This is a genomic window from Nitrosomonas ureae (genome assembly GCF_900108305.1).
Classification (GTDB): Bacteria; Pseudomonadota; Gammaproteobacteria; order Burkholderiales; family Nitrosomonadaceae; genus Nitrosomonas; species Nitrosomonas ureae_B.
Window position 1 is genome coordinate 26,205 of sequence record NZ_FNUX01000024.1, and the last position, 20,567, is coordinate 46,771.

Genomic DNA, 20,567 nt, shown 5'->3' on the forward strand with positions numbered 1-20,567 from the left:
ATAGCTTATTGATATTATTGGCTTTCTATCCTGTGGATAACTTGCTATTCTTTTCTTATTTTAATCTTATAAATATACTAAGCATTATTTTAATTTCTTCCGGGTTTAATTCCCCGCCCCTTGGGGCGAAAGCTGGTTGAAAACCAGCAGATTGAAGAGCGAAATTAATACCCCGCTGCTTGCGGCGGGGTGCTTTATTAATCACATAAAGTTTATTCAAAATACTTCCAAATCTTAAACAATATGAAATATCATTAGTAATCAATAACTATGAAATCCTCACTACAGAATAAGCAATAAAAATCAATTCAAAAAAACTAACGCCAAGAAAATAAATGAAAAACAAAGCTTTCGTTGACTTGTAAAATCGCATTTAAAAATAAACAATTTTGATATTATGAAAAAACGATTACTTGTTATGAATGGCCAAAAACTTGTTCAAAACGATTTTGCTGGTGAGTGGAAAACAGAAAAAGTCATCAAAGCTGAAGGAGTTAAGCCTGGCATATATAACTTATACAATGCTGTTAATGCGGACCAATCGAAAGAGAATATTGGAGAAATAATCCATATCGATAAAAAAGAGAATGTACTTTATCAAAAAAATGGATCTCATTATATTAAGCATGACTTAACTTGTTTTGATCAAATCCCAAAAACAGGCCACGTCGTAAATATAAAATACGAAAATAATAAAACACATACAACTGAAGTTTCTTTAAAACTTGGTCAGAATCTTAAATTGTAAGCTTAAATTTTTCTATAACGGTAGTGTAAATAGTCACTAACAGGAAATTTCTTATAGACCTTTAGAATAAAAGACCCCGTGGCAAGACCACGGGGTATTAGAAAAGCTCAAGTTGACGCAGTTCTTCTTTTGGTTTGCCTTGATTCTTTACATACCGCTCAACCACACCCCAATCCGCTCTTTCCCCTACAGTTGCAACATAATAGCCATCCGTCCAAAACTCACCACCCCACAGATCTCGTTTCAAATCCGGCTTCCACTTAAACAATTCCCGCGCTGTTATGCTTTTGAACACCCTAACAATCTGACCCGGTGCAATTTTCGGATGTGCCGTACAAAGTATATGTACGTGGTCTTCGTCGCAACCTATCTGCTCAAACTCAATGTCGTATCGATCTTCTATCGCTTTCGCAGTCATCATAATGATTTTTACAACTGCGTCATCTAACAGTCCCCGTCTGTATTTCACAGGAAATACAATGTGATAATGTATCTGCCACGCACAGTGGATCGCCTTCTCTACGACATCTCGCATCCCATCATTCTAAAGCCTAATTAGATCCCCGTGGCAAGACCACGGGGAATCGCAAGTTAAAAACAACTACACATAACTCTCGATCGTCTTAATTGACAATTTATTAACCAAATACAAAAAGACAGAAGATTTAATCGGAGAAAATAATATTCTCGAACAATTCACCAAAACTTGGGTTAAACGTGCCCTTCAAGCAAAGCTAACAGAGTATTTTGGCACGCACAAGCATAATCTGCATAAAGGTATATAACGCACGATAGGTTTCTTATTACACACTTAAAAATGAAACAATATTACCTTTTTTAAAACCGTAAAATAAATTCTCTTCCCACATCCTGCACCTCCCACCGTGGCAAAACCACGTAGGATTGCAAGTTTAAGCGTAAAAAAGTTTCTGATTTTCCAATTTTTAATTGGAACATGGATCCATTAACTTTAAATGAAAATAATCGGAATATCGGCTAAACTTTTTTACCTTAGCGATGTTATTTCAGAAACTTTATTACGATCTTAAGTTCCGCAAATATATCCCCTACTTCCTTTTCGGTATTATTTTGTACGCATTCTAGTATAGTAAATTATGTCTATAATCCAATAAATCATGATAACTGGATATCATGATTTATTATTTTTATATGCTTCCCACATAGCAACGAATAAATCCGATTTAGAACCTTTCTTAAATCCGAAACGGTGCCCTGCTTCACTTGAAAACTCCCTTTGTATAGTCTCAGGAATAGAAAATTGCAAAACAGTTTTTTTATCTGATTTTTCGCGTGCCGGGGCTTGTAGATTATTATTTGTTTCTTCGGGTGCAGGCGGTATTCCCTTTCCTGATTTAGGTTTAAGTTTTGTAAGATTGGCCATTATGCTATCTCCTTTTCTGCAGCTATCGCAACGGCATCAATTATGTTCTGAGCCATTGTGTCAGCTTTCTTTCGAAGTGTTGGAAATGATGTTTCAGTAATCGCTTTTCCTTTATCCATTGCAGTCTTAAAGGAAGAGCGAAATGGTATTTCACCCTCTAATACTGTATATGGGGTTTGCTCAAGATATTCTCTTGCACCTAAAATCTCTCGCTCCGAATCAGATGTAATACACAGAGCAAAAGCTATTTTTTTAGCAGATATACCTGCTTTTAAGAGATTATTTGCTAAGACTACAGAAGGTTGAAGGTCATCTAATCCTTCACTCGTAGGAATAATAACCATATCGACTACATGACAAACTTTTTGTGTCTCTTTTGATGAGTGTGGTGCTCCATCAAAGATATAGAGATCAAAGTTATCTGCGTCCTTTAATGCTGTTTCAATTGAACTGAAAGCTTCTGCGCGGATATCAGGTGTAATACCGTTTTCTGCGCGTCTGGCTGACCAGTTTACGCTTGTTGTTTGTTGTGTATCCAAGTCTGCTATTTTAGTCTTTAAGCCCCCTTTAGCGGCTTCTACAGCGATAATTCTTGCTAAAGTCGATTTTCCTACCCCACCTTTTTGAGCAACCATTGCTATTTTATAAGACATATCATGATATCCTGTTATAAACATATCTCTATACGAGGATATCAAGCTTACCATATAACATCGTTTCATGATAATGTGATATGCGTATATCATTATATCTGGATATGTGTTTAATAAGATAGCATGGCATTGAAATCCGAATACTAGGATATCAACGTATCATGAAAACATTATATCAAGTTAAGTGGATATACGGTTATAATATTATATAGATAACATGGTATTATGATGACTTGATAACAATAATTCATGATATATAAGTACCATGATAAATAGTAATATACATATCATGATATATGGATTTAATAAAATAGCATGTTTCATGAAATACAGATAATAGGATATCTATGTATCATGTTATCAATATATCATTGTATGTAGATATCAATGTAAGAAGATACCATGAAATCATGTCGGCAATAAATAAGCTATTATTGTACGTATATACCATGATATGTGGATATGTAGTTAATAAGATAGCAGGGCATCGAAATCCGAATACTAGGATATCAACGTATCATGAAAACATTATATCAAGTTAAGTGGATATATGGCCATCTAATTATGTAGATAAAATGGTATATAGATACCATGATAACTAAATTACATGATATATTAGTATCATGATGTATGGATATGTTGTTAATGAGATAGCATGATGTCAGGAAACAGATACTAGATATATGTGTATCTTGATAACGATATGACGTTGTTTATGAGTATAGTTATTTCATGATATGGTCTTATCATGTTTTCAACATAACATGATAAGACCATATCATTAATATGATTTAAACTTGTAAGCCCCAGTGATCTTACCACGGAGAACATTATAGTTTTTGTTTTTGAAGTTAGCATATCGCGCCGTTCTTGATTTTCTGCACCGTAAGGCAACACGGGTATAGTTAAAGAGCGCGCAGATCAAATTTTGTAAAAAGAGGAATTTAGCCTCAGGTTTTGCGTATCTAATTTTTTGGTGTGTGTAAGCAAGAAGTAGTGTGTCCCAAGTCATCATTTATAGACATAGATCGCAATGTATTGTTTTTGTGATTTTGACATGGCACATTAGGGGTCGTTTCTGAAATTGATAAAATTATGCTAATTGGTTATGCAAGGGTCTCAAAATCGGATGATTCTCAAGTTTTTGATCCTCAAATCGATGCACAGATAGAGTAGGGTGCTTCACCGATCATTTGAGCTATTGAACGTTGGTGCAGGTATTTTTACTACGAAGCTACTAGGTTGATTCACCTTAGCAGTTGAAAGCCAGGTTGTTTGGATACTTTCTTATCAAACGTCATTGTTTCTGTGCAACCTTTCGCTTCATTGATCCATGCCAATAGATGATCGGGAAAGTCAACATTAGAGTTTTAATAGTCATTGAGTGCTCGCCAAACTGCTTCTGATTCCATTACTTCCAACTGGCTAACTTGTAATATGTTTTCGACCATCGATGCAATGTCATCACGGCTCTGATTATAATTATTTTCCAATACCCACGCCAATTCACATAAAACTATCTGACTTATAAAACATGGACTGTCAGTCGTACAATACATCTCAATATATTGAGTGGCTTGAGTCGATTGACTGGGATCATCCTGGGCCAAATAGCGTACCAACACATTAGTATCTAAACCTTTCAAGACTGGGTGCTTTTGGCTTTAATGGTGTTTTTCATATCTTCGATACTGACTGCTTTTTCTGGTTTGGGGATAATGCCTTTTAAAGTGGTAATATTTTTGGTTACAGGAATAAAATTGACTTGCCCAGAATCACTTACGATAAAATTAACTTTGTCACCATTCTGGAGATCTAATAAAGTACGGATCTCAATTGGAATGGTGATCTGACCTTTGCTGGTAATTTTCGCTGTCGACATAATTAATTTTTCTTTGACTAAGAGATAGCCTTCATTGTATTCCTTACATATTGGTAAGGCAGCTGGAGGTTAAGATTTCCTCGTGATGCGCCAAGCACATAATGTCATGTTCTAAACTGACCTAACCGTTCTGGTGGGAAGTGACGATAGAAGGTTGTTCTGCCGATACCAAGGGTTTTAATGATGTCGGAGATAAATGGGTAATTCTCGGTATCTTTGAGCATGGCTTGTGCTGTGCGTATTTTATCCCCTGTCATTAATGTGGGCCTGCCGCCAATACGACCATTCCTGCGTGCGGATTGCAGACCTGCCCGGGTATTTTCAACAATCATTTCGCGTTGAAACTGGTCAAAAGCCGCATTCATGTGAAAGAACAATCTGCCTTCCGGGGTGCCGGTATCGATATTTTGCGTGATGACTTTGAGTCCGATCTGGCGATCTTCAAGATTTTTGACCGTGTTAATGATTTGAGTCAGCGATCGTGCTAGACGGGAGAGTTTCCAGATTACCAGCGTATCGCCTTCACGCATATAATGAAGCGCATCTTCCAACTGAAATCGTTTTGTACTTGCTCCTGATATTTTTTCAGTAAATATCTTTTTACATCCCGCTTCTTTCAGCGCTTCAATCTGTAATTGTGGATTTTGATCCAGGGTGGAAACTCGCGCATAGCCAATCAACATATTTTATGTTCCTAAAACGGTTTTTTAGGATATTAACAGAACGATTTATTCGGAACAATGTTTTGGAACACATTATCAGGGGTTTTTATATCATGTTAGGGTAGGGGGCTTGTTGTTCTAAAAACGATCGTTTTGAGAACAGTCAAAAGGGGGTTTTAGTAGGAAGTTTTGGTAATATTTCACGAAACATACATTGCTTGACATTTGTGCATACATATTGTACATATAATAAATGCGCTATGAATGGAATCCAGATAAAGACAAAGCAAATCTAAAGAAGCATGGCATTGGTTTTAATGAAGCGTGCCAAATTTTAAAAACGATGTTTTTACATGGATTGATAATCGTAAAGATTACAACGAGGCGCGAAAAATAAGCATTGGTTCGCTTGATGGGAAAATCATCATCGTTGTTGTTCATACAAATAGAAATGGTCTAACGCGTATTATTTCAGCGAGACCGGCCAAGATGAAAGAAAGGAGATTGTACAATGAGCATATCAAAAAAACGACTGAAGGAAATTAAAGCTATTAAGGATGAAGACATAGATTGCTGCGACATTCCAGAACTTGACAAGACTTTCTGGAAAAATGCAGTACTTGTGCATCCTGAGAAAAAAGAACGTTTAACGGTACGCTTTGATGCGGATATGGTCGAATGGTTTAAAAATCAAGGTAAAGGCTACCAAACCAAAATGAATACTGTTTTAAGAAGCTTTTATGAAGCTCATAAAAACGAATTGTAATTAGCGCCTTATTGCAAAGGATAATAAAACAGCTCTATTCTTTGCAACAGAATATTCTGTGGTTATTTCTCACTTGAAAACTGTTTTTTATAAATAAAATTACAATGATTCGATTCATTATCACCACGGCATTTTTTTTAGTCATTGCGCTTTTGGGCTACAATTATTTTTATGGCACCGCTCAGGAAAAAGAGCAGGCGCAAGAAATTTTTAGCAAAGGAGCCGAAGTTGTAGGCGCTGGCGCAGATCTCTTGAAATCTGAGTATCAGAAATTTCAGAATGGGAAGTATGACGAGGCACTTGATAATATGAATAATCTCTTAAGTAAAGTCAAAGAACAAGGCGGCGAATTACGCGAAGAAATTGATAGTTGGAAGCAACGAAAAGACCATTGGGATCAAAAACAAAATGACCTTCGAACATTGTTAAACTCAGATTCTGATTTTAGAGATGAAGAAAAAGTTAAAAAAGCCATTGTAGAGTTAGAAAACGAAGGAGAAGTATTAGAAAGTGAAGGAAAGCGACTAAAAGAAAAAGCAGAGTAATTATGTGTAATAGCTGTAATGGCAGGCACTAGTAATGGTAAGGGGTCCGGCCCAAAAATTGTTAAATTACAAACCAGGCTTATTCTCTATTGTTAAGTTCCGTCCGGTGATACACGCCAAACGATGTTGCCCACATCATCAGCCACGAGTAATGCACCTGTTTTGTCAAACGTTACCCCGACAGGCCGCCCTAATGCTTCTCCTTTTGTGTTAAGAAAGCCTGTGAGAAAATCAACCGGCATGCCGCTCGGTTTGCCCGCGCTAAAGGGAACAAATACAACCTTGTATCCCGCCGGGGGATTGCGATTCCACGATCCGTGTTCTCCGATGAATGCTCCGTTTGCAAAGGCCGGCGGCATTGAATGATGATTTGAGAAAGTAAGGCCAAGGGGCGCAACATGCGTGCCAAGCGCATAATCAGGCGCAATTGCTTTAGCTACCATGTCAGGACGAAGTGGTTTGACTCTGGAATCCACGTGCGCGCCGAAGTAGCTCCATGGCCAACCGTAGAACGCCCCATCTTTTACGGACGTTAGATAGTCAGGAACGAGATCGTTACCAAGTTCGTCTCGTTCATTGACGACGGTCCACAAAGTATTAGTCTCGGGTTCCCAAGCGAGCCCGTTAGGATTACGCAATCCACTGGCGTACAAACGTTTCTCTCCGGTCTGAATATCCAACTCCCAAATGGCAGCTCTTCCTTCTTCAATATCTAAACCATTTTCTCCAACGTTACTGTTAGATCCTACCGTTACATAGAGCCTTTTGCCGTCGGTGCTGGCCAGTAAATTCTTCGTCCAATGATGGTTAATACCGGCGGGAAGATCAGTGACTTTGACTGGCACAGTATTGATTTCAGTTTGACCATCCGTATAAGGCACTTTGACAATAGCATTTGCGTTTGCGATATATAGCTCACCAAAGGATTCTTGAGCGAACTAATGAAGGACGGGTAGAAGCTAAAATCAGGTGAGTAAAATTTGGTCGGAAACGGACTGTTGACCAAGCAAAAGCACTGGCTATGAAAGATAAAGGCGTTGGTGCTACTGATATTGCCAGAAATTTGGGAAGAGGGCGATCAGCGGTCTATAAAATACTCAAAGAACATGACAACCTTTGAAAATACGACATCTCAGCTTTTGTTTGTAAGCTGTTAAAGTACCGTTCAATAAGCATTTACACACACCCGCTAATGGAAATTTTTAATATGGCTCAATAAAAAGTTTGTTATTATTTACAAAGAATTTTTCCATGTTTATTTAGGTGAAATTCTTATCTAAGTTATTAAAAATAAATCCAACAATTTTAATCTCTACTGGGTCTAATTCCCCGCTGCTTGCAGCGAACAATTGAAATTATATCTCTGTTGATACCCAGTAGCTTGCTGCGGGTTATTCATTTTACGCAGTTTTCATTTTAAAAGGAAAATCATGAACAAAGTTTCCGCAAAATATTTTGTTACCCTTATGCTGTTTTTACCCTTCTCAGCTATTGCACAAGATGATCATTGCAGAGCATTTGCTGAACATGGTATGTATGATGTTTCTTTAAGTACGACTGATGTTGGCAGAGCTGCATCATTTAAATCTTGGTTTTGTCAAAAACAATTCTCAAGTAGTAAGGAAGCTCAATCTGTAGCTACTTCCTTAGGTTACGAATCCTTAGATTTAGGATTCAATCAAGAAGAGCAAAGTTGGTCAACATTTTCTTCTGAATACTGCTCTGATCAATCATATGAGGATCGCTACAAGTCCCACACAACAGATTTTGTAAGAAAAATTAATGAAACTGCTTCAAATAATATGCTTGCATGTTTTAACAGATATGGACTTCATGCTCGATTAATTCAGGGTCAAGATCCACGTACTTTTATTATGCAAGTCAAGCACAACTCTGATGGGTCTACAGAAAAAGTGAAGGTACTGTCTCGAGTCGTAACAAATGCTACTTGTACAGATAATTTAGCGAAAGGAAAAAAAATAGGGCTTTCTATAATAGGAGATATTTGTACTCGAAATAATGATGCAGCTGTTGATGTAGCTTTCTTTGCAGAAGATAAATCTTTGATATGGGATACACCTCACTCTTTACCCGCTATTGTGACACCACAAGAAAATCCAATACTGAAAGTTGTTTGTCCAAAAGGAGCCAGAATATTTGATGAATATTTTAAAAGAATAAATCATTTAGGATATGCAAAATCGGAGGTAATACAATTTAACGTAAATGCTGTAACTATTGATGATTCAGTAAATAATATTGGGAATGACAAAGAAGTGACATGTTCAATTTCTATTGATCCTACATCTAAATTTAAGTTACTGAATGCAACTGGAGAAATTGATTACAGCAGGATAAATACAAGTGGAGGCACTAATAATGCAGCAGTTGGTACTATAGTTAGAACAATTCCGAAAGTAGATGAAGATGGTAAGAGTGCACAAATAATTATTAAGACTACTCCTGAAATAATTAGAGGAACTGTGAATATTAAGTTTAATGTCGATTATCAAAAACTCTAATTTATTAAAAACTGGTACACTCTAATAGCCCGCTTCTGCGGGCTTTTTGTTTTAGTGGTTGTTGTAACTTTGACTTTGATAAGGCTATATACGGTCGAGTAGCCTGAAGGGGATGTTCTTTTGGATTATTCGACTAGGTAAGGTAAGCGTCCAACGCCACCATCTAACATCGTTTAATGCGCTCAATTATCCTCAAACATTTTTTGAGAGGATAAAAACCAATGGCATTATCGACAGATCCGCAAAAACATATAGATGCCTGGCATTCGAGTGGTTTATCGCAGGTGGCGTATTGTCTTCAGCATAAGCTGAATACCAAAACGTTCGCGAACTGGTTGCGGGTTTATCGTTCTCAACCAGTTGCTGCAGTTGCGTCGACTTTGATTCCGGTTGAGATCAAGTTGGAGCCTTCGTCATCGGGGTCACTGTGTTTACATTGTCCGCAAGGGCCATCGCCGTTTGCATCAGGGTAAATTTGTTTGGCCAAAATTAGATGAACGCTGTTTTACGTTGACGCAAGCACAGTGGAATTGGCTAATAGCCGGTGTCAACTGGCAGCGATGATCGGCGTTGCCACCTGCACATTTAAAGGCTTGAAAATAGTCAAAGGCCTTTATTCATCAGTGTTTCAGTGGGTTATGTGGTATTAACAGCATGAATACACTCGCCAAATTGGATCAATTGAACCTTGTGCAGATACTAGAATGCAAGTTCAAATGCTGTTTGAGCAATCGCAAAAAGAAATTCATTCTCAGCAGCTCAAAATCCAGGCATTGACTATGGAACTGGCCTATTTGCGCCGGAATCTATTTGGCAAAAAGAGCGAGTCATTATCTGCACACCCCGATTTGTTCGAGGAAACCTTACAAACTGATCTGGCAGCGGTACATGCCGAAATCGAACAGCTCGACCCATCAGCAAAAGCCGATTCGGCTAAATCAACACGTTCCCGCGCTGGCCGCCAACCATTACCAGAACACCTGCCACGAATTGAACACCGTTACGAACCAGAATCTTGCTAATGCAGTCAATGTGGCCACAATCTGGTTAAGATCGGTGAAGATGTTAGCGAGCAGTTGGATGTGGAGCCAGCAAAGTTCTTCCTTCACAGTCACATTCGCCCACAGTATGCCTGCAAGACCTGTGAAATCGTTACTGCCGCACCTATATTCCGTCAGCCATTATTGATGGTGGTATGGCAGCACCCGGCCTGCTGAGCTTGGTACTGACCAGCAAATACCTAAATCACCTGCCGTTGTATCGCTTAGAACAGATTGCTGCACGTGAACAAGTCACACTTTCCCGCTCAACAATGGCGGAATGGGTCGGTCGTAGCGGCGTTGAACTGCAACCTTTGGTGTAATGATTCAATTAAACCGGACACTTTAAAAGGCAGATTTATAATGTCTTAACGAGGTGACGATGAATACAAATCAAATAAAACGATGCAAACCGAAATACACAAGCCCTCTGCGGGAGCCAGCGCGGGGGTAACCGCGCGGGCTACTAGATGCAGCGACTTTCCGATCTCTTTTGCGGCAGGTTGAATCGCGTCTTGATAGATGGGGAAGGATTTCGTAAGCTCCGCTACCGCCTTGGCGGTCTCTCCTATGTTGCCCCCATTTTCATTGCTAGAACTCATGTGATGTCCCCGGTAGCAGCTAACGCCTAAGCTCAGCTGTGGCGCTGCCTTTGCTACGCTCCGGTAGGGCCGTTGACTGGAGCGACTTATTTGGGTTATTTCCCTGTTCTAATTTGGTTTGAGAGGCCAGGCAATATATAGATGGTTTTCAACATGGCTTCTGCAATTTCCAGTGCAGCGATAAGTTCTTTTGGCTTAGCCGATTCGATCTCGTGTGCTGCAACATTGCCTAGGAACCGGTGGCCATGCAGGATTTTGGCTTGAGCTTGCGAAAGCACACCATTGGTTGCTAGGCCATCTATCCGCTTTTCCAAGTTGGTTGCAATGACGATTTGCTCTTTGCAAATTGCTTCAATGAGCGCTCGAAGTCCGATAGCCGTCAGCACAGGCAGCTGTGCATTCACAGCGCCGAGGATTTCCTGATAAATCACTCGGACCTTGTTTGGAAGCTCGTATACGTCGTCTATTGGCAGACGCTCCCCTTTGGATCGTGGATAAGTCTTCCACCGATAATCCATTTCTCGGGTGTATGAATTCCAATCATCCTCGCTGAACTCGGCAATGGCGTAACAGTAGCAATTGCACCCGGCACACTGACAGAAATAATGGATTTCTCCCCAATGGAAGTCATCTTCAGGATGAGCATTTACTTCGCGCTGAGTCAAAACTGTGTGATTCGTGTGGCGCTTACATTCACCACAGTGCACTTGGATTTTTTCTTTCTGTTCTGGCACTACCGTCTCCCAAAAGCCCTAAAGTAATATATACGAAGTATTTTATCCAATAATAATCCTGACATGCCGTATATTCTTGTTCATGGTTAATTATAATTTTGTTGTAAGAGCTTCCAAAGGTAATCCGCAAAACCTGCAAACATCGCATTTTCAGCTTAGATTAAATGAGAATGAACCCACATTATTTGCAAGCTGAAATAGATACTCTACATAGTTAAAAACACATACAGAATAATGACAGCAGAAATTGACGTGATGAATGAAGCAATGATATTTAATATTGCGGTTTGTCGTGATGCTGCCATTGTTTTGGATGCCTCATAAAGTCCGGCATTCAAATCGGCTTTCCAACGCTCAATGATGATGTTGGACTGTTCTTCCATCACGCGCGCAATTTCTGTTTTGCTGGTCTCGATGGTTGAATTCAGAACTCGATCCGAATGATCTTTAGCTGCCATGGATAATTCAGAAACGATCAGCTCAATCTCTCCTTTGAAATTATCCAGTAAATCCCGCTGTGCAGTCGTGCTATCTTGAATCAGGCGCTCATTCAAGGTATGCAATATCATGACCGGATCATCTTTGGATACGATGATCCCATGAATGGAGGCAATGTGCTGGATAACCTCATCCAGCTTTTGTTCTGCAGCACTCATGCCAATACGGCTTGTGCACCTTCCAATTGCTTAAATAGATCGTCTTTAATTATTTTAAGCCGCTGGCGAACCATAATTAAAATTTCTGGTTTTGCTATCGCCTCATCAAAAGTCAATTTATCCTGCAACATTTCCCTCAAATCACGACCGAAAGTCTCCATCTTATATTCCGGGATAGTTACTATGGCTGATATACGGCTTTTATTATCAATATAAGCTTTCATAGACTCAAATTTCTTGCCATTCATTTCAATCTTTCCCCAGAACTGGTTAAGCCAGACAATAAATGTAACATCAGTAGGAAATTGTTGAATAATTCTATTGAATCCATTGACAGTATCCGTCAGAGATTGACCGCCTGTAATCACGGTATGGATTACCAACTCATGCCCCATTTCCCGAAGCATTGTAGAAACCTGATTGCTGATCAAATAATGCGATAAACCCACAAATGTGCTGGCGCCATTATCGATGATCACATCAGATTTGCTTTTGGTGATCATCTCAACCAGATGATCAAATTTACGTGGATCAACATTATCGCCGTCCATTAAATCCAGTCGTGTTACATTCAATTTCTTAAACCCATGAAAAGTGGCATTCACCGGATCGGTATCGATGCAGAGAATATCTTTTTTCTTGGCGTAACAATGTTGTGCCAGTATGGATGCAATGAGAGATTTACCCACCCCGCCTTTGCCTTGCAATATCATGTGTATTTTAGCCATTAGCATAACCCCTTCTAAGATAAGTTGAATTTATAGTGCAGCTTTTAGATCACGTGGTAAATCTTTATGGGTACTGCTGGAACGATCATATTGATGCGGTAACTTTGATTCTTGCCGCTTGTTTTGAATTGAATGATGAGTATTATTTGATTTATATCGGTTAACAAAACTCAAATAGGGTTGATAACCCAATGTCACTTTTTTTGTTTTTATCGTATCTATCAAATTATATCGTCAACGTTATAGTCAGCACTCCATTCAAATCCATTGGGGTTTCCGGTATCAGGATATTTAGGGCGCTTAGTAGAATCTGTATTTTCTTGTGCGGGTTCTAAATCTTTTTTATTCTCATTAAGGTTTTCCTTATGGGTTTCGTCTGAACGATTAATTTGTTGTTCTTCTACGGCACTTTTTAGTTCGCTTTTTTTGGTACTTCTTTTATGCGTTTTGTAATCCGTGTGCTTTTTAACTAACCGTAAAAACACCTGATAGCTGATTACCATCTTTCCTTCATCGTGCAGTAACTCCCAAATATCCTTAACTGACCACCCACTATTAATAGCCAGGTTAATTTGATCACGCAGTGCCAGGAAGACAGCAAGGTTTCGTTTGGCATGAAGGGAGCCGCTTTTTGCCGTCTTATCGGCAAGCCTTTCCAAGATATTCTTTTCCATTGTGCGAAAGAATATAACTAATTATTGATCAGAATACTACGACTTAATAAGATCAATAGCATATAAAAAATAATAAACAAAGTAACACAAATAACTTATAACTAATTATAAACGATTAAGACAATTAGATATCAATAGCCATTGATTATAGTTTATGGTGTTAATAAATGATTGAATAGGCACAAATGTTGATGATACACTGATTGTGTAACAATTACTACATAACAGGGCAGGATATGTGAAGTTAGCTAACAAGTAAACTTGTCATCCCACATCACAAGGAACTTATTCGCACGGTGTGCTCAACGATAATCCTGCTCTGCGAGGCAAAGCAAAAGCAATCGAGAAAACCAAGAACCAACTAAAGCAATGAGTAAGACAAACCCAAAGAATAAAAGAAAATACAAACTCCATCTAAGGGTTCCAGTTGAACCTGAAGAAGGAAAAATCATCAGGGAGCAAGCCGAAAATTGCGGCCTGAGTATTTCAGAATATTTAAAAAAACTAGGCTTAGGTTATGAGCCAACCAGCATCATGGACAACCAAAAAGTAAATGAACTGGCAAAAATAAACGGTGATCTAGGCAGGCTAGGGGGACTTTTAAAATTATGGTTAAGCGATGATCGGCGTGCAGCCCATTTTGACAAGAAAACAATTAATGGTCTGTTAAAAGACATTGAAGAAACCCGCACACAAATGACGGCCATCATGATGAAAATCATCAACTCAAAAAAATAAAATCCTAAGAGAATTTGATTAAAAAATAATCATGATAGCCAAACACATCCCAATCAATTCAGTTAAGAAAAGCAACTTTGCCGGACTGGTGAATTATATTGTTGACCCACAAAACAAGACTGAGCGCATCGGTTTAATCCGAGCAGTTAATTGTTACTCGGATCGTCCAGATTGTGTGGTTGCGGAAGTACTTAATACGCAGCAGATGAATCAACGCGCGACTTCTGACAAAACCTATCACCTGGTGGTTAGTTTTCGTGATGATGAACTATCCGAAGCTACTTTGCAGCAAATAGAGGATCAACTTTGTGATGGCCTTGGATTTGGTGAACATCAACGACTCAGTGTGGTGCATCATGACACCGATCATCTGCATATGCATATTGCGATCAACAAAATTCATCCTGAAAGGCACACGATACATAACCCCCATTATGACTATAAAGTCATTGGTGAACTTTGTGAAAAATTGGAACAAGCGTATGGATTAACACCAGATAATCACGAAACAAAAAAGCGTGGCGCGCAGGGTAGGGCGTCCAATATTGAGTTCAAGGCTGGATCGGAGAGTCTTATAGGTTGGATGCAACAAGAATGCCTGGCGCAGATTCAAGCTGCGACAAGCTGGACTGAGTTACACCAAGTATTAAAGGATCATGGCCTCGAATTGCGTGAGCGCGGTAATGGTTTTGTATTTGTTTCCAGTAATGGGATTGGTGTTAAAGCCAGTTCTATTGACAGAGCCTTATCAAAGGCCAATTTGGTTAAGAAGCTCGGTGATTATGTCGGGGTTGATGATGATACAACAACCAAAAAACAATATTCAAAGCAATATTCAAAGCAATATGAACCCAGGCCACTGCGTAACAAAATTGATACATCAAAACTATATGCGCAATACACAAAAGAGCAGAATGAGGCGGCAATACAGGGAAAAAACCAATGGAATAAACTGCGTGATAAAAAGAATCAAGCCATAGAAGCAGTCAAAACCAAAGCCAAGCTAAAACGACTACTGATCAAAAATGTTACTTCGGGTAGGTTGTCCAAAAAAATAATGGTTGCATCCGTTTATAGTGAATTGAAAACAAGGATCGACGCGATTAATAAAGACTTTAGGGAAGGATATCAAGCCTCAAAAGCAAGCCATAAAAGAATGGACTGGTTGAGTTGGCTGGTGAAAGAATCCCGGCAGGGAAATCAGGAAGCGCTGGACATATTGCGAGCAAGAAAAGATTATAGCGCGCAGACAAATAATGTCTCTGGTACACAGGCTAATGACGATTCTCTAAAGAATAAGGATTTTATAGAAACGATTACCAGAACGGGCACGATTATTTGCAATATCGGATCAATCGCCATTCGTGATGGCGGCAATCGGTTGGTAATTATGGCTGGTGCGACCAAAGAGAAAATTTCAGGAATATTACAAGAGGCTAAGATTAAGTACGGTAAGAAATTGACTATCAATGGGTCGGATGATTTCCGTGAAAAAGTTGTTCAAGTCGCTGTAGATACAAATTCTGATGTTACATTTGCTGACGAAGCATTAGAACAACGCCGATTAGATTTAATCAATAACAGAACTGGTCAGGGATTAGAGGGGCGCGATGCGATTGGTTTAGATAAGCAAGAGAATCCATTGCAGCAGAAAGTGTCCAGAATCAGTATCAAATCACCTCGAAAAGGACGTTCAAAATGAACCGTTCAAACCAAAATGCGGGAAGTCCACTAGTAAAAAACGAAGGCTTGATAAAAACCCGGCTTACTCAGGTTATGGCGATTTTCTTTATGCTGGGTGGGGTTCAGGTTGCAACGCAATATTTTGCATATAGATTTCAATATCAACCGCAGCTTGGTGTTCACTTTAGCCAGTTATACCCGCCGTGGTCGATTTTTGAGTGGACTAATAAATGGTATGCCCAGCATCCGGATATTATTGAGCTATCCGGAAGCATGGGTGTTCTATTTGCAGGAGCCGGGCTGATTCTGACACTGATTGTAAAAATGGTTGTGGATAATTCATCGCGTCCGAACTCAAGTTTACATGGGTCAGCGCGTTGGGCTAATGAAAAGGACATCCAGGCGGCAAGGCTGCTTCCTCTAAGACAGCAATTCTTCAAAAGACTAATTTCGAAAAAGATTCCACAAAATGATTATGTATATGTAGGTGCCTGGCAGGATAAAAAAGGCAAAACTCATTATCTTAAACATAATGGCCTCGAACATGTTTTATGTTATGCGCCGACTCGCTCCGGCAAAGGTGTGGGTTTAGTTATTCCAACCTTGCTTTCATGGGGACATAGTGCGGTGATTACTGATCTGAAAGGCGAACTATGGTCTGTAACAGCCGGTTGGCGGAAGGTTCATGCCGGGAATAAAGTTATTCGCTTTGATCCTGCATCGCCAAAAGGTAGTGCTCGTTGGAATCCATTGGATGAAATCAGGATGCATGATGGACTTGAAGTGGGTGATGTGCAAAATCTCGCTACTTTAATTGTTGATCCAGATGGAAAGGGGCTCAGAGACCACTGGCAGAAAACCAGTCAGGCGCTGCTTGTTGGTGTGATTTTGCATACTTTATATAAATCAGGAAATGAAGGCGCAACTGCGGCCACATTGCCTCTTGTGGATTCAATACTATCGGATCCTGAACGGGATATTGGTGAACTATGGATGGAAATGGCTACCTATCCGCATGTTAATGGAGAGAACCATCCAGTGGTAGGCGCCAGCGCACGAGATATGCTGGATCGTCCCTCTGAGGAAGCGGGGTCAGTTTTATCTACCGCTAAATCCTATCTATCCTTATACCGTGATCCACTGGTTGCAAAGAATATTAGCCGCTCGGATTTTGCAATTCGTGATTTGATGCACAACGCTAGCCCTGTCAGTTTATACATTGTGACGCAGCCTAACGATAAGACTCGTTTACGGCCACTGGTGCGCATCATGATGAATATGATTGTGCGGACACTTGCAGACAGGCTTGATTTTAAGAATGGGCAGCCGGTTGCGAACTATAAGCACCGCCTTTTATTGATGCTCGATGAATTTCCTAGTCTGGGTAAACTGGAAATCTTCCAGGAATCCTTGGCGTTTATTGCTGGCTACGGTATTAAAGCCTATTTGATCTGTCAGGACATCAATCAGCTTAAAAGCCGCGAGACGGGATACGGCCACGATGAGGCCATCACATCCAATTGTCATATTCAAAATGCCTTTCCACCCAACCGGATTGAGACAGCCGAGCATTTATCCAAGCTGACCGGACAAACCACGGTCATCAAGGAGCAGATTACGACCAGTGGTAGGCGGGTAGGGATGATGCATGCTAACGTGACACGAACCATGCAGGAAACACAGCGTCCTTTACTAACACCTGACGAGTGTTTACGCATGCCTTCACCAGAAAAAGATGCTGAAGGCAAAATTACCAAGCCGGGTGACATGATTATTTATGTGGCGGGTTATCCTGCTATATATGGCAAGCAACCTTTGTATTTTCAAGATTCACTGTTTTCTGCGCGGACGGCTGTTCCTGCACCAGCTTACAGCGACAAAATAATCCAATCATCATGAGAAAAGCATGCAATATTCTGGCAGGCATTGTTTTGTCTGTCAGTGTCGGGATATTTTTGTTAAGTATTGTTTTTCGTGTCAGCGGTATTTATTACAATAATACGCCGAGTCTTCCGGTGGGGTTTTACAAGATCATCGATGCGCCGGTAGGGAAGGGCGCATACGTCTCTTTCTGCCCACCACAAGACGAAGTTTTTGATATGGCTGTGGCACGCCATTACATTAGTACTGGTAATTGTCCGGGTGGTTATGGAATGTTGCTGAAACGTGTTTTTGCACAGGCAGGAGACACTGTTTCTATCGGTGGGGCAGGGATTAAGGTTAACGGTGAACTGTTGCCTAACAGTGTCCAGTTAAAAACAGATATTGATGGTTCTGAACTGCCGCAATATCGTTTGGGGGAGAAGATGCTGGGTGATTCTGAATATCTGCTTATGTCTGATGTAAACCCCAATTCTTTTGATGCGCGGTATTTTGGACTGATTGTGAGTTTGCAGATTCAACATGTTGTTGAACCGGTTTTTACTTGGGGTTATTAAGTGGGGTTCTTCTGCAATACCCGTATAAAGGGCCATATTCGTTGGATTTAGATCGGGACATAGAACCTAAATTACAAAATAAGATTTGATCTATAGTTCATATGGTTAAAACTCTCTGCGAGAATAACCGGAATATTGGCCAATCTTCGTGTTGGTGCCTCAGCTTTCTGGCATATCTTGGGCCAAACTTGATGCACCACAGACGAATCAATTCATGAGTTACATCGATCTCCTTTTCAGCCAACCGGTCTTCGATGTCCCGGTGACTTAAGTTAAATCGATGGCGTTTGTATATGGCCGCTGCACTATTTATTCCGCTATTATCGCTCAGCTACAGTTAACTTGGCAGTACCGGTGAGAGTGCTGATTGGGGCGATTTCCCTGAAGTTGTGCGTAATGGAAATTTAGGGGATTTAAAGGCACAGCCGGTATTCAGCTATTTGTGATGCTCCTGATTGAGTGATCTGTTATCTAGTTTCTACGCCAAAATGGGTAAAAACGTTTTATACCTCTATACTATTTTCAGTTTGATTTCCAGAACCAGTGTGTTTAAAAAAGCGCCATTAGTGTTTCCACCACAGTGCGCGACCAAGTCAGCCTCCAGAAAACCTGGAGTAACATCGTCCCAGTCAGCAAATGTCCTTACCTGAATTTGATGCTTTAAAAGATTGCCACGACGCGTAGTACTGATGCTTCTCTTAATGTTCTCTCGCTCTGGTCTCAACATGCGATCTACAGTTGCGGGACTGATGCTGAGCAGGTGTGCTCGCACATCTGCTGGTAACCGTAAGTGGCCATGTTGCTCCATGGCCGTTACCAGCTGCGGTAAAAACGGCACGAGACGCTTTGAGCAAATTTGGTTAGCGGCAAACCAGACTGAAATTAAAGCTTGTCGTACTTGTTCGTCATACTTTTGGGATGCTGGCCGCTTCTTTGGAAGACTGGCATTTCAACACTGTTCAACAGCTGAATGGCATATTTCCGCTCGTAACCTGTGGCAGCAACAAATCCATCCAATAACTTACTCCTCTCCGCCCAACTTGCATTATGATACTTCTGCTTGATAATTGCCTGCAACTCCCTCCGAGCAGCCAGGCTCATTGATTTCATCATCATCTAAATCTCCTTTCTTATTGTTTCAAGTTGGTTTGATTTTAGATGAGGCAACGGCTCCTAAGTAGAGCTTACTCAGAAATACAGCGATCAGATATGCGCTGCCAAGTAAGAATTCCGGTTTGAGCTGAATTGGCAGGCACGCGCAAACGGAATTTCTCTTGGCATGCTTTTTTTTGTCACCCAGGATGCTATTTTGGCAGCAAGATTCCTCAGGCAAATAAAAACCCGCACCAAGATGAGCAGATTCATGACCAGGAAGATGCTATTGATCCATGCGACAGAGGTGTCAGCCCGCTTGGCTCGGATATTGTTGAGTCGATATCCATACTTTCCTTGGCCAAACTTCCCTTCAATCGGAATGCGCTCGCGATATTCCGGTCGACGTTGTGCTTTCATGCGCATCAATTCATCTTTGTTTGCAGGTGTAATCTTTGGTGGACGTCCCAGTGGTTTGCCTGCGAAGCGGATATGATTGCGTGCCAGGTAGCTGCGATTATCACGTGAACCATATAGCGTGTCAGCAATGACGACTTCGGGATAATAGCCGTAACGTTTTTTGTAGGCCTCAACTTGCGCTTCAAGATCATGACCTTCGTGCTGTGCGTCCCAGTGCAGCTTGTCGACATGTGCCAACCCTTTGCCTGTCAAGCTCACGCTTATTTTGGCGCCAAATTCCACTGTCTTGCCGGGCTTTCCCCTGATAATGGGTCGAATATACGGCTGACTGATACTGACGATGCGATCATCACAACGTCTGGTGTTGGTTTTGTACATCTCATATTGTTGTTGGTATAAATGGGGCAATACCCAGTAGCGGCGTAACAACCCATTGGGTATTGGTATGGGCGTGCCATGTGGATATTCCGTCAGCATTTCTTCAATATGTGTTGCTGCTAACTGAAAACTGACCACCTGTGCTAATTGAAATTTGACTAGGTGAAATAGTGGTATAGCGTACTATACCACTGTGGATAAGTC

The 20,567-nt window shown here is 40.4% G+C and carries 25 protein-coding genes and 3 pseudogenes; 13 read left to right on the forward strand and 15 right to left on the reverse strand.

The annotated features are described in order from the left end of the window. Window positions 1-55: 55 nt before the first annotated feature. On the reverse strand, window positions 56-265 hold the full coding sequence (locus C4S39_RS15175; RefSeq protein WP_146059767.1) for a hypothetical protein: 210 nt from the start codon (window positions 263-265) through the stop codon (window positions 56-58). Between the two features lie 153 nt (window positions 266-418). Between C4S39_RS15175 and C4S39_RS11925 the strand changes: the two genes are divergently transcribed. After that, a complete protein-coding gene (locus tag C4S39_RS11925; protein WP_103967212.1) occupies window positions 419-748 on the forward strand; it encodes a KfrB domain-containing protein in 330 nt (109 codons plus the stop codon). 97 nt (window positions 749-845) lie between these two features. Here C4S39_RS11925 and tnpA (C4S39_RS11930) read toward each other — a convergent pair whose 3' ends face one another. The 6 genes from tnpA (C4S39_RS11930) to C4S39_RS11960 all read right to left on the reverse strand — a co-directional run bounded on the left by tnpA (C4S39_RS11930) (window position 846) and on the right by C4S39_RS11960 (window position 5,368). Then, the gene (gene tnpA, locus C4S39_RS11930) at window positions 846-1,283 is read right to left on the reverse strand and encodes an IS200/IS605 family transposase (protein ID WP_097106033.1); all 438 of its coding nucleotides are present in this window, start codon (window positions 1,281-1,283) and stop codon (window positions 846-848) included. Window positions 1,284-1,898: 615 nt separating this feature from the next. Then, on the reverse strand, window positions 1,899-2,150 hold the full coding sequence (locus C4S39_RS11935) for a hypothetical protein (RefSeq protein ID WP_097107561.1): 252 nt from the start codon (window positions 2,148-2,150) through the stop codon (window positions 1,899-1,901). After that, the gene (locus C4S39_RS11940) at window positions 2,150-2,803 is read right to left on the reverse strand and encodes a ParA family protein (RefSeq protein WP_097107564.1); all 654 of its coding nucleotides are present in this window, start codon (window positions 2,801-2,803) and stop codon (window positions 2,150-2,152) included. Before C4S39_RS11940 ends, C4S39_RS11935 begins: the two co-directional genes overlap by 1 nt. A 1,370-nt stretch (window positions 2,804-4,173) precedes the next feature. After that, window positions 4,174-4,428 carry a PIN domain-containing protein gene (locus C4S39_RS11950; RefSeq protein WP_181023817.1) on the reverse strand — a complete coding sequence of 85 codons (255 nt, stop codon included), beginning with the start codon at window positions 4,426-4,428 and terminating at the stop codon, window positions 4,174-4,176. Window positions 4,429-4,445: 17 nt separating this feature from the next. Beyond that, entirely contained in the window at window positions 4,446-4,685 is a 240-nt protein-coding gene (locus C4S39_RS16150; RefSeq protein ID WP_103967214.1) for an AbrB/MazE/SpoVT family DNA-binding domain-containing protein, read from the reverse strand. Window positions 4,686-4,789: 104 nt separating this feature from the next. Beyond that, window positions 4,790-5,368, reverse strand: coding sequence for a recombinase family protein (locus C4S39_RS11960; protein ID WP_103967215.1), 579 nt, complete (start codon window positions 5,366-5,368; stop codon window positions 4,790-4,792). A 303-nt stretch (window positions 5,369-5,671) separates the two neighbouring features. Between C4S39_RS11960 and C4S39_RS16090 the strand changes: the two genes are divergently transcribed. From C4S39_RS16090 to C4S39_RS11975, 3 genes are all read left to right on the forward strand, one after another. Beyond that, complete coding sequence (locus tag C4S39_RS16090) at window positions 5,672-5,893, forward strand: BrnT family toxin (RefSeq protein WP_219817953.1); 222 nt, start codon at window positions 5,672-5,674, stop codon at window positions 5,891-5,893. After that, complete coding sequence (locus C4S39_RS11970; RefSeq protein WP_103967216.1) at window positions 5,859-6,113, forward strand: BrnA antitoxin family protein; 255 nt, start codon at window positions 5,859-5,861, stop codon at window positions 6,111-6,113. Before C4S39_RS16090 ends, C4S39_RS11970 begins: the two co-directional genes overlap by 35 nt. Window positions 6,114-6,217: 104 nt before the next feature. Next, complete coding sequence (locus tag C4S39_RS11975; RefSeq protein ID WP_103967217.1) at window positions 6,218-6,658, forward strand: hypothetical protein; 441 nt, start codon at window positions 6,218-6,220, stop codon at window positions 6,656-6,658. A 92-nt stretch (window positions 6,659-6,750) separates the two neighbouring features. Here the strand turns inward: C4S39_RS11975 and C4S39_RS11980 are convergent, their stop codons facing one another. Continuing rightward, window positions 6,751-7,566 carry a PQQ-dependent sugar dehydrogenase gene (locus C4S39_RS11980; RefSeq protein WP_219817955.1) on the reverse strand — a complete coding sequence of 272 codons (816 nt, stop codon included), beginning with the start codon at window positions 7,564-7,566 and terminating at the stop codon, window positions 6,751-6,753. Between the two features lie 86 nt (window positions 7,567-7,652). Here C4S39_RS11980 and C4S39_RS16095 point away from each other — a divergent pair. The 5 genes and pseudogenes from C4S39_RS16095 to C4S39_RS12005 form a co-directional block, all read left to right on the forward strand. Beyond that, window positions 7,653-7,778 (forward strand): annotated as a pseudogene (locus C4S39_RS16095) (helix-turn-helix domain-containing protein); the annotation flags it as partial. Between the two features lie 310 nt (window positions 7,779-8,088). Beyond that, window positions 8,089-9,180: a hypothetical protein gene (locus C4S39_RS11990; protein WP_103967218.1), complete on the forward strand. Its 1,092-nt coding sequence runs from the start codon at window positions 8,089-8,091 to the stop codon at window positions 9,178-9,180. A 221-nt stretch (window positions 9,181-9,401) separates the two neighbouring features. After that, complete coding sequence (gene tnpA / locus C4S39_RS15375; protein WP_181023819.1) at window positions 9,402-9,653, forward strand: IS66 family insertion sequence element accessory protein TnpA; 252 nt, start codon at window positions 9,402-9,404, stop codon at window positions 9,651-9,653. Further along, window positions 9,640-9,744, forward strand: coding sequence for a transposase (gene tnpB, locus C4S39_RS15885; protein WP_258039431.1), 105 nt, complete (start codon window positions 9,640-9,642; stop codon window positions 9,742-9,744). The genes tnpA (C4S39_RS15375) and tnpB overlap by 14 nt, the downstream gene beginning before the upstream one ends. A 140-nt stretch (window positions 9,745-9,884) precedes the next feature. Beyond that, a pseudogene (locus C4S39_RS12005) lies at window positions 9,885-10,537 on the forward strand (IS66 family transposase zinc-finger binding domain-containing protein); the annotation flags it as partial. A 380-nt stretch (window positions 10,538-10,917) separates the two neighbouring features. Here the strand turns inward: C4S39_RS12005 and C4S39_RS12015 are convergent. From C4S39_RS12015 to C4S39_RS12035, 4 genes are all read right to left on the reverse strand, one after another. Further along, window positions 10,918-11,556 (reverse strand): DUF4145 domain-containing protein, encoded by a 639-nt coding sequence (locus C4S39_RS12015; RefSeq protein ID WP_103967221.1) that lies wholly within the window; start codon window positions 11,554-11,556, stop codon window positions 10,918-10,920. A 206-nt stretch (window positions 11,557-11,762) separates the two neighbouring features. Further along, window positions 11,763-12,212 (reverse strand): hypothetical protein, encoded by a 450-nt coding sequence (locus C4S39_RS12020; RefSeq protein WP_103967222.1) that lies wholly within the window; start codon window positions 12,210-12,212, stop codon window positions 11,763-11,765. Further along, a complete protein-coding gene (locus C4S39_RS12025) occupies window positions 12,209-12,940 on the reverse strand; it encodes a nucleotide-binding protein (protein WP_103967223.1) in 732 nt (243 codons plus the stop codon). Before C4S39_RS12025 ends, C4S39_RS12020 begins: the two co-directional genes overlap by 4 nt. Before the next feature lie 221 nt (window positions 12,941-13,161). Further along, window positions 13,162-13,599, reverse strand: a complete 438-nt coding sequence (locus C4S39_RS12035; protein WP_146059768.1) for a TraK family protein — start codon at window positions 13,597-13,599, stop codon at window positions 13,162-13,164. A gap of 384 nt (window positions 13,600-13,983) precedes the next feature. Between C4S39_RS12035 and traJ the strand changes: the two genes are divergently transcribed. The 4 genes from traJ to traF are packed head-to-tail and all read left to right on the forward strand — an operon-like array spanning window position 13,984 to window position 18,473. Continuing rightward, complete coding sequence (gene traJ / locus C4S39_RS12040) at window positions 13,984-14,352, forward strand: conjugal transfer transcriptional regulator TraJ (protein ID WP_103967226.1); 369 nt, start codon at window positions 13,984-13,986, stop codon at window positions 14,350-14,352. A 31-nt stretch (window positions 14,353-14,383) separates the two neighbouring features. Further along, window positions 14,384-16,054: a TraI/MobA(P) family conjugative relaxase gene (traI, locus tag C4S39_RS12045; RefSeq protein WP_103967227.1), complete on the forward strand. Its 1,671-nt coding sequence runs from the start codon at window positions 14,384-14,386 to the stop codon at window positions 16,052-16,054. Then, window positions 16,051-17,934, forward strand: a complete 1,884-nt coding sequence (locus tag C4S39_RS12050) for a type IV secretory system conjugative DNA transfer family protein (RefSeq protein ID WP_103967228.1) — start codon at window positions 16,051-16,053, stop codon at window positions 17,932-17,934. Before traI ends, C4S39_RS12050 begins: the two co-directional genes overlap by 4 nt. Further along, window positions 17,931-18,473 (forward strand): conjugative transfer signal peptidase TraF, encoded by a 543-nt coding sequence (traF, locus tag C4S39_RS12055; RefSeq protein ID WP_103967229.1) that lies wholly within the window; start codon window positions 17,931-17,933, stop codon window positions 18,471-18,473. The genes C4S39_RS12050 and traF overlap by 4 nt, the downstream gene beginning before the upstream one ends. 511 nt (window positions 18,474-18,984) lie before the next feature. On the opposite strand, the gene C4S39_RS12060 is transcribed toward traF, so the two are convergent. From C4S39_RS12060 to C4S39_RS12070, 3 genes and pseudogenes are all read right to left on the reverse strand, one after another. Further along, entirely contained in the window at window positions 18,985-19,311 is a 327-nt protein-coding gene (locus C4S39_RS12060) for a hypothetical protein (protein WP_103967230.1), read from the reverse strand. A 44-nt stretch (window positions 19,312-19,355) separates the two neighbouring features. Then, window positions 19,356-19,589 (reverse strand): hypothetical protein, encoded by a 234-nt coding sequence (locus C4S39_RS12065; protein ID WP_103967231.1) that lies wholly within the window; start codon window positions 19,587-19,589, stop codon window positions 19,356-19,358. An 87-nt stretch (window positions 19,590-19,676) separates the two neighbouring features. Next, window positions 19,677-20,474: pseudogene (locus C4S39_RS12070) on the reverse strand (transposase); the annotation flags it as partial. Between the last annotated feature and the right edge of the window lie 93 nt (window positions 20,475-20,567).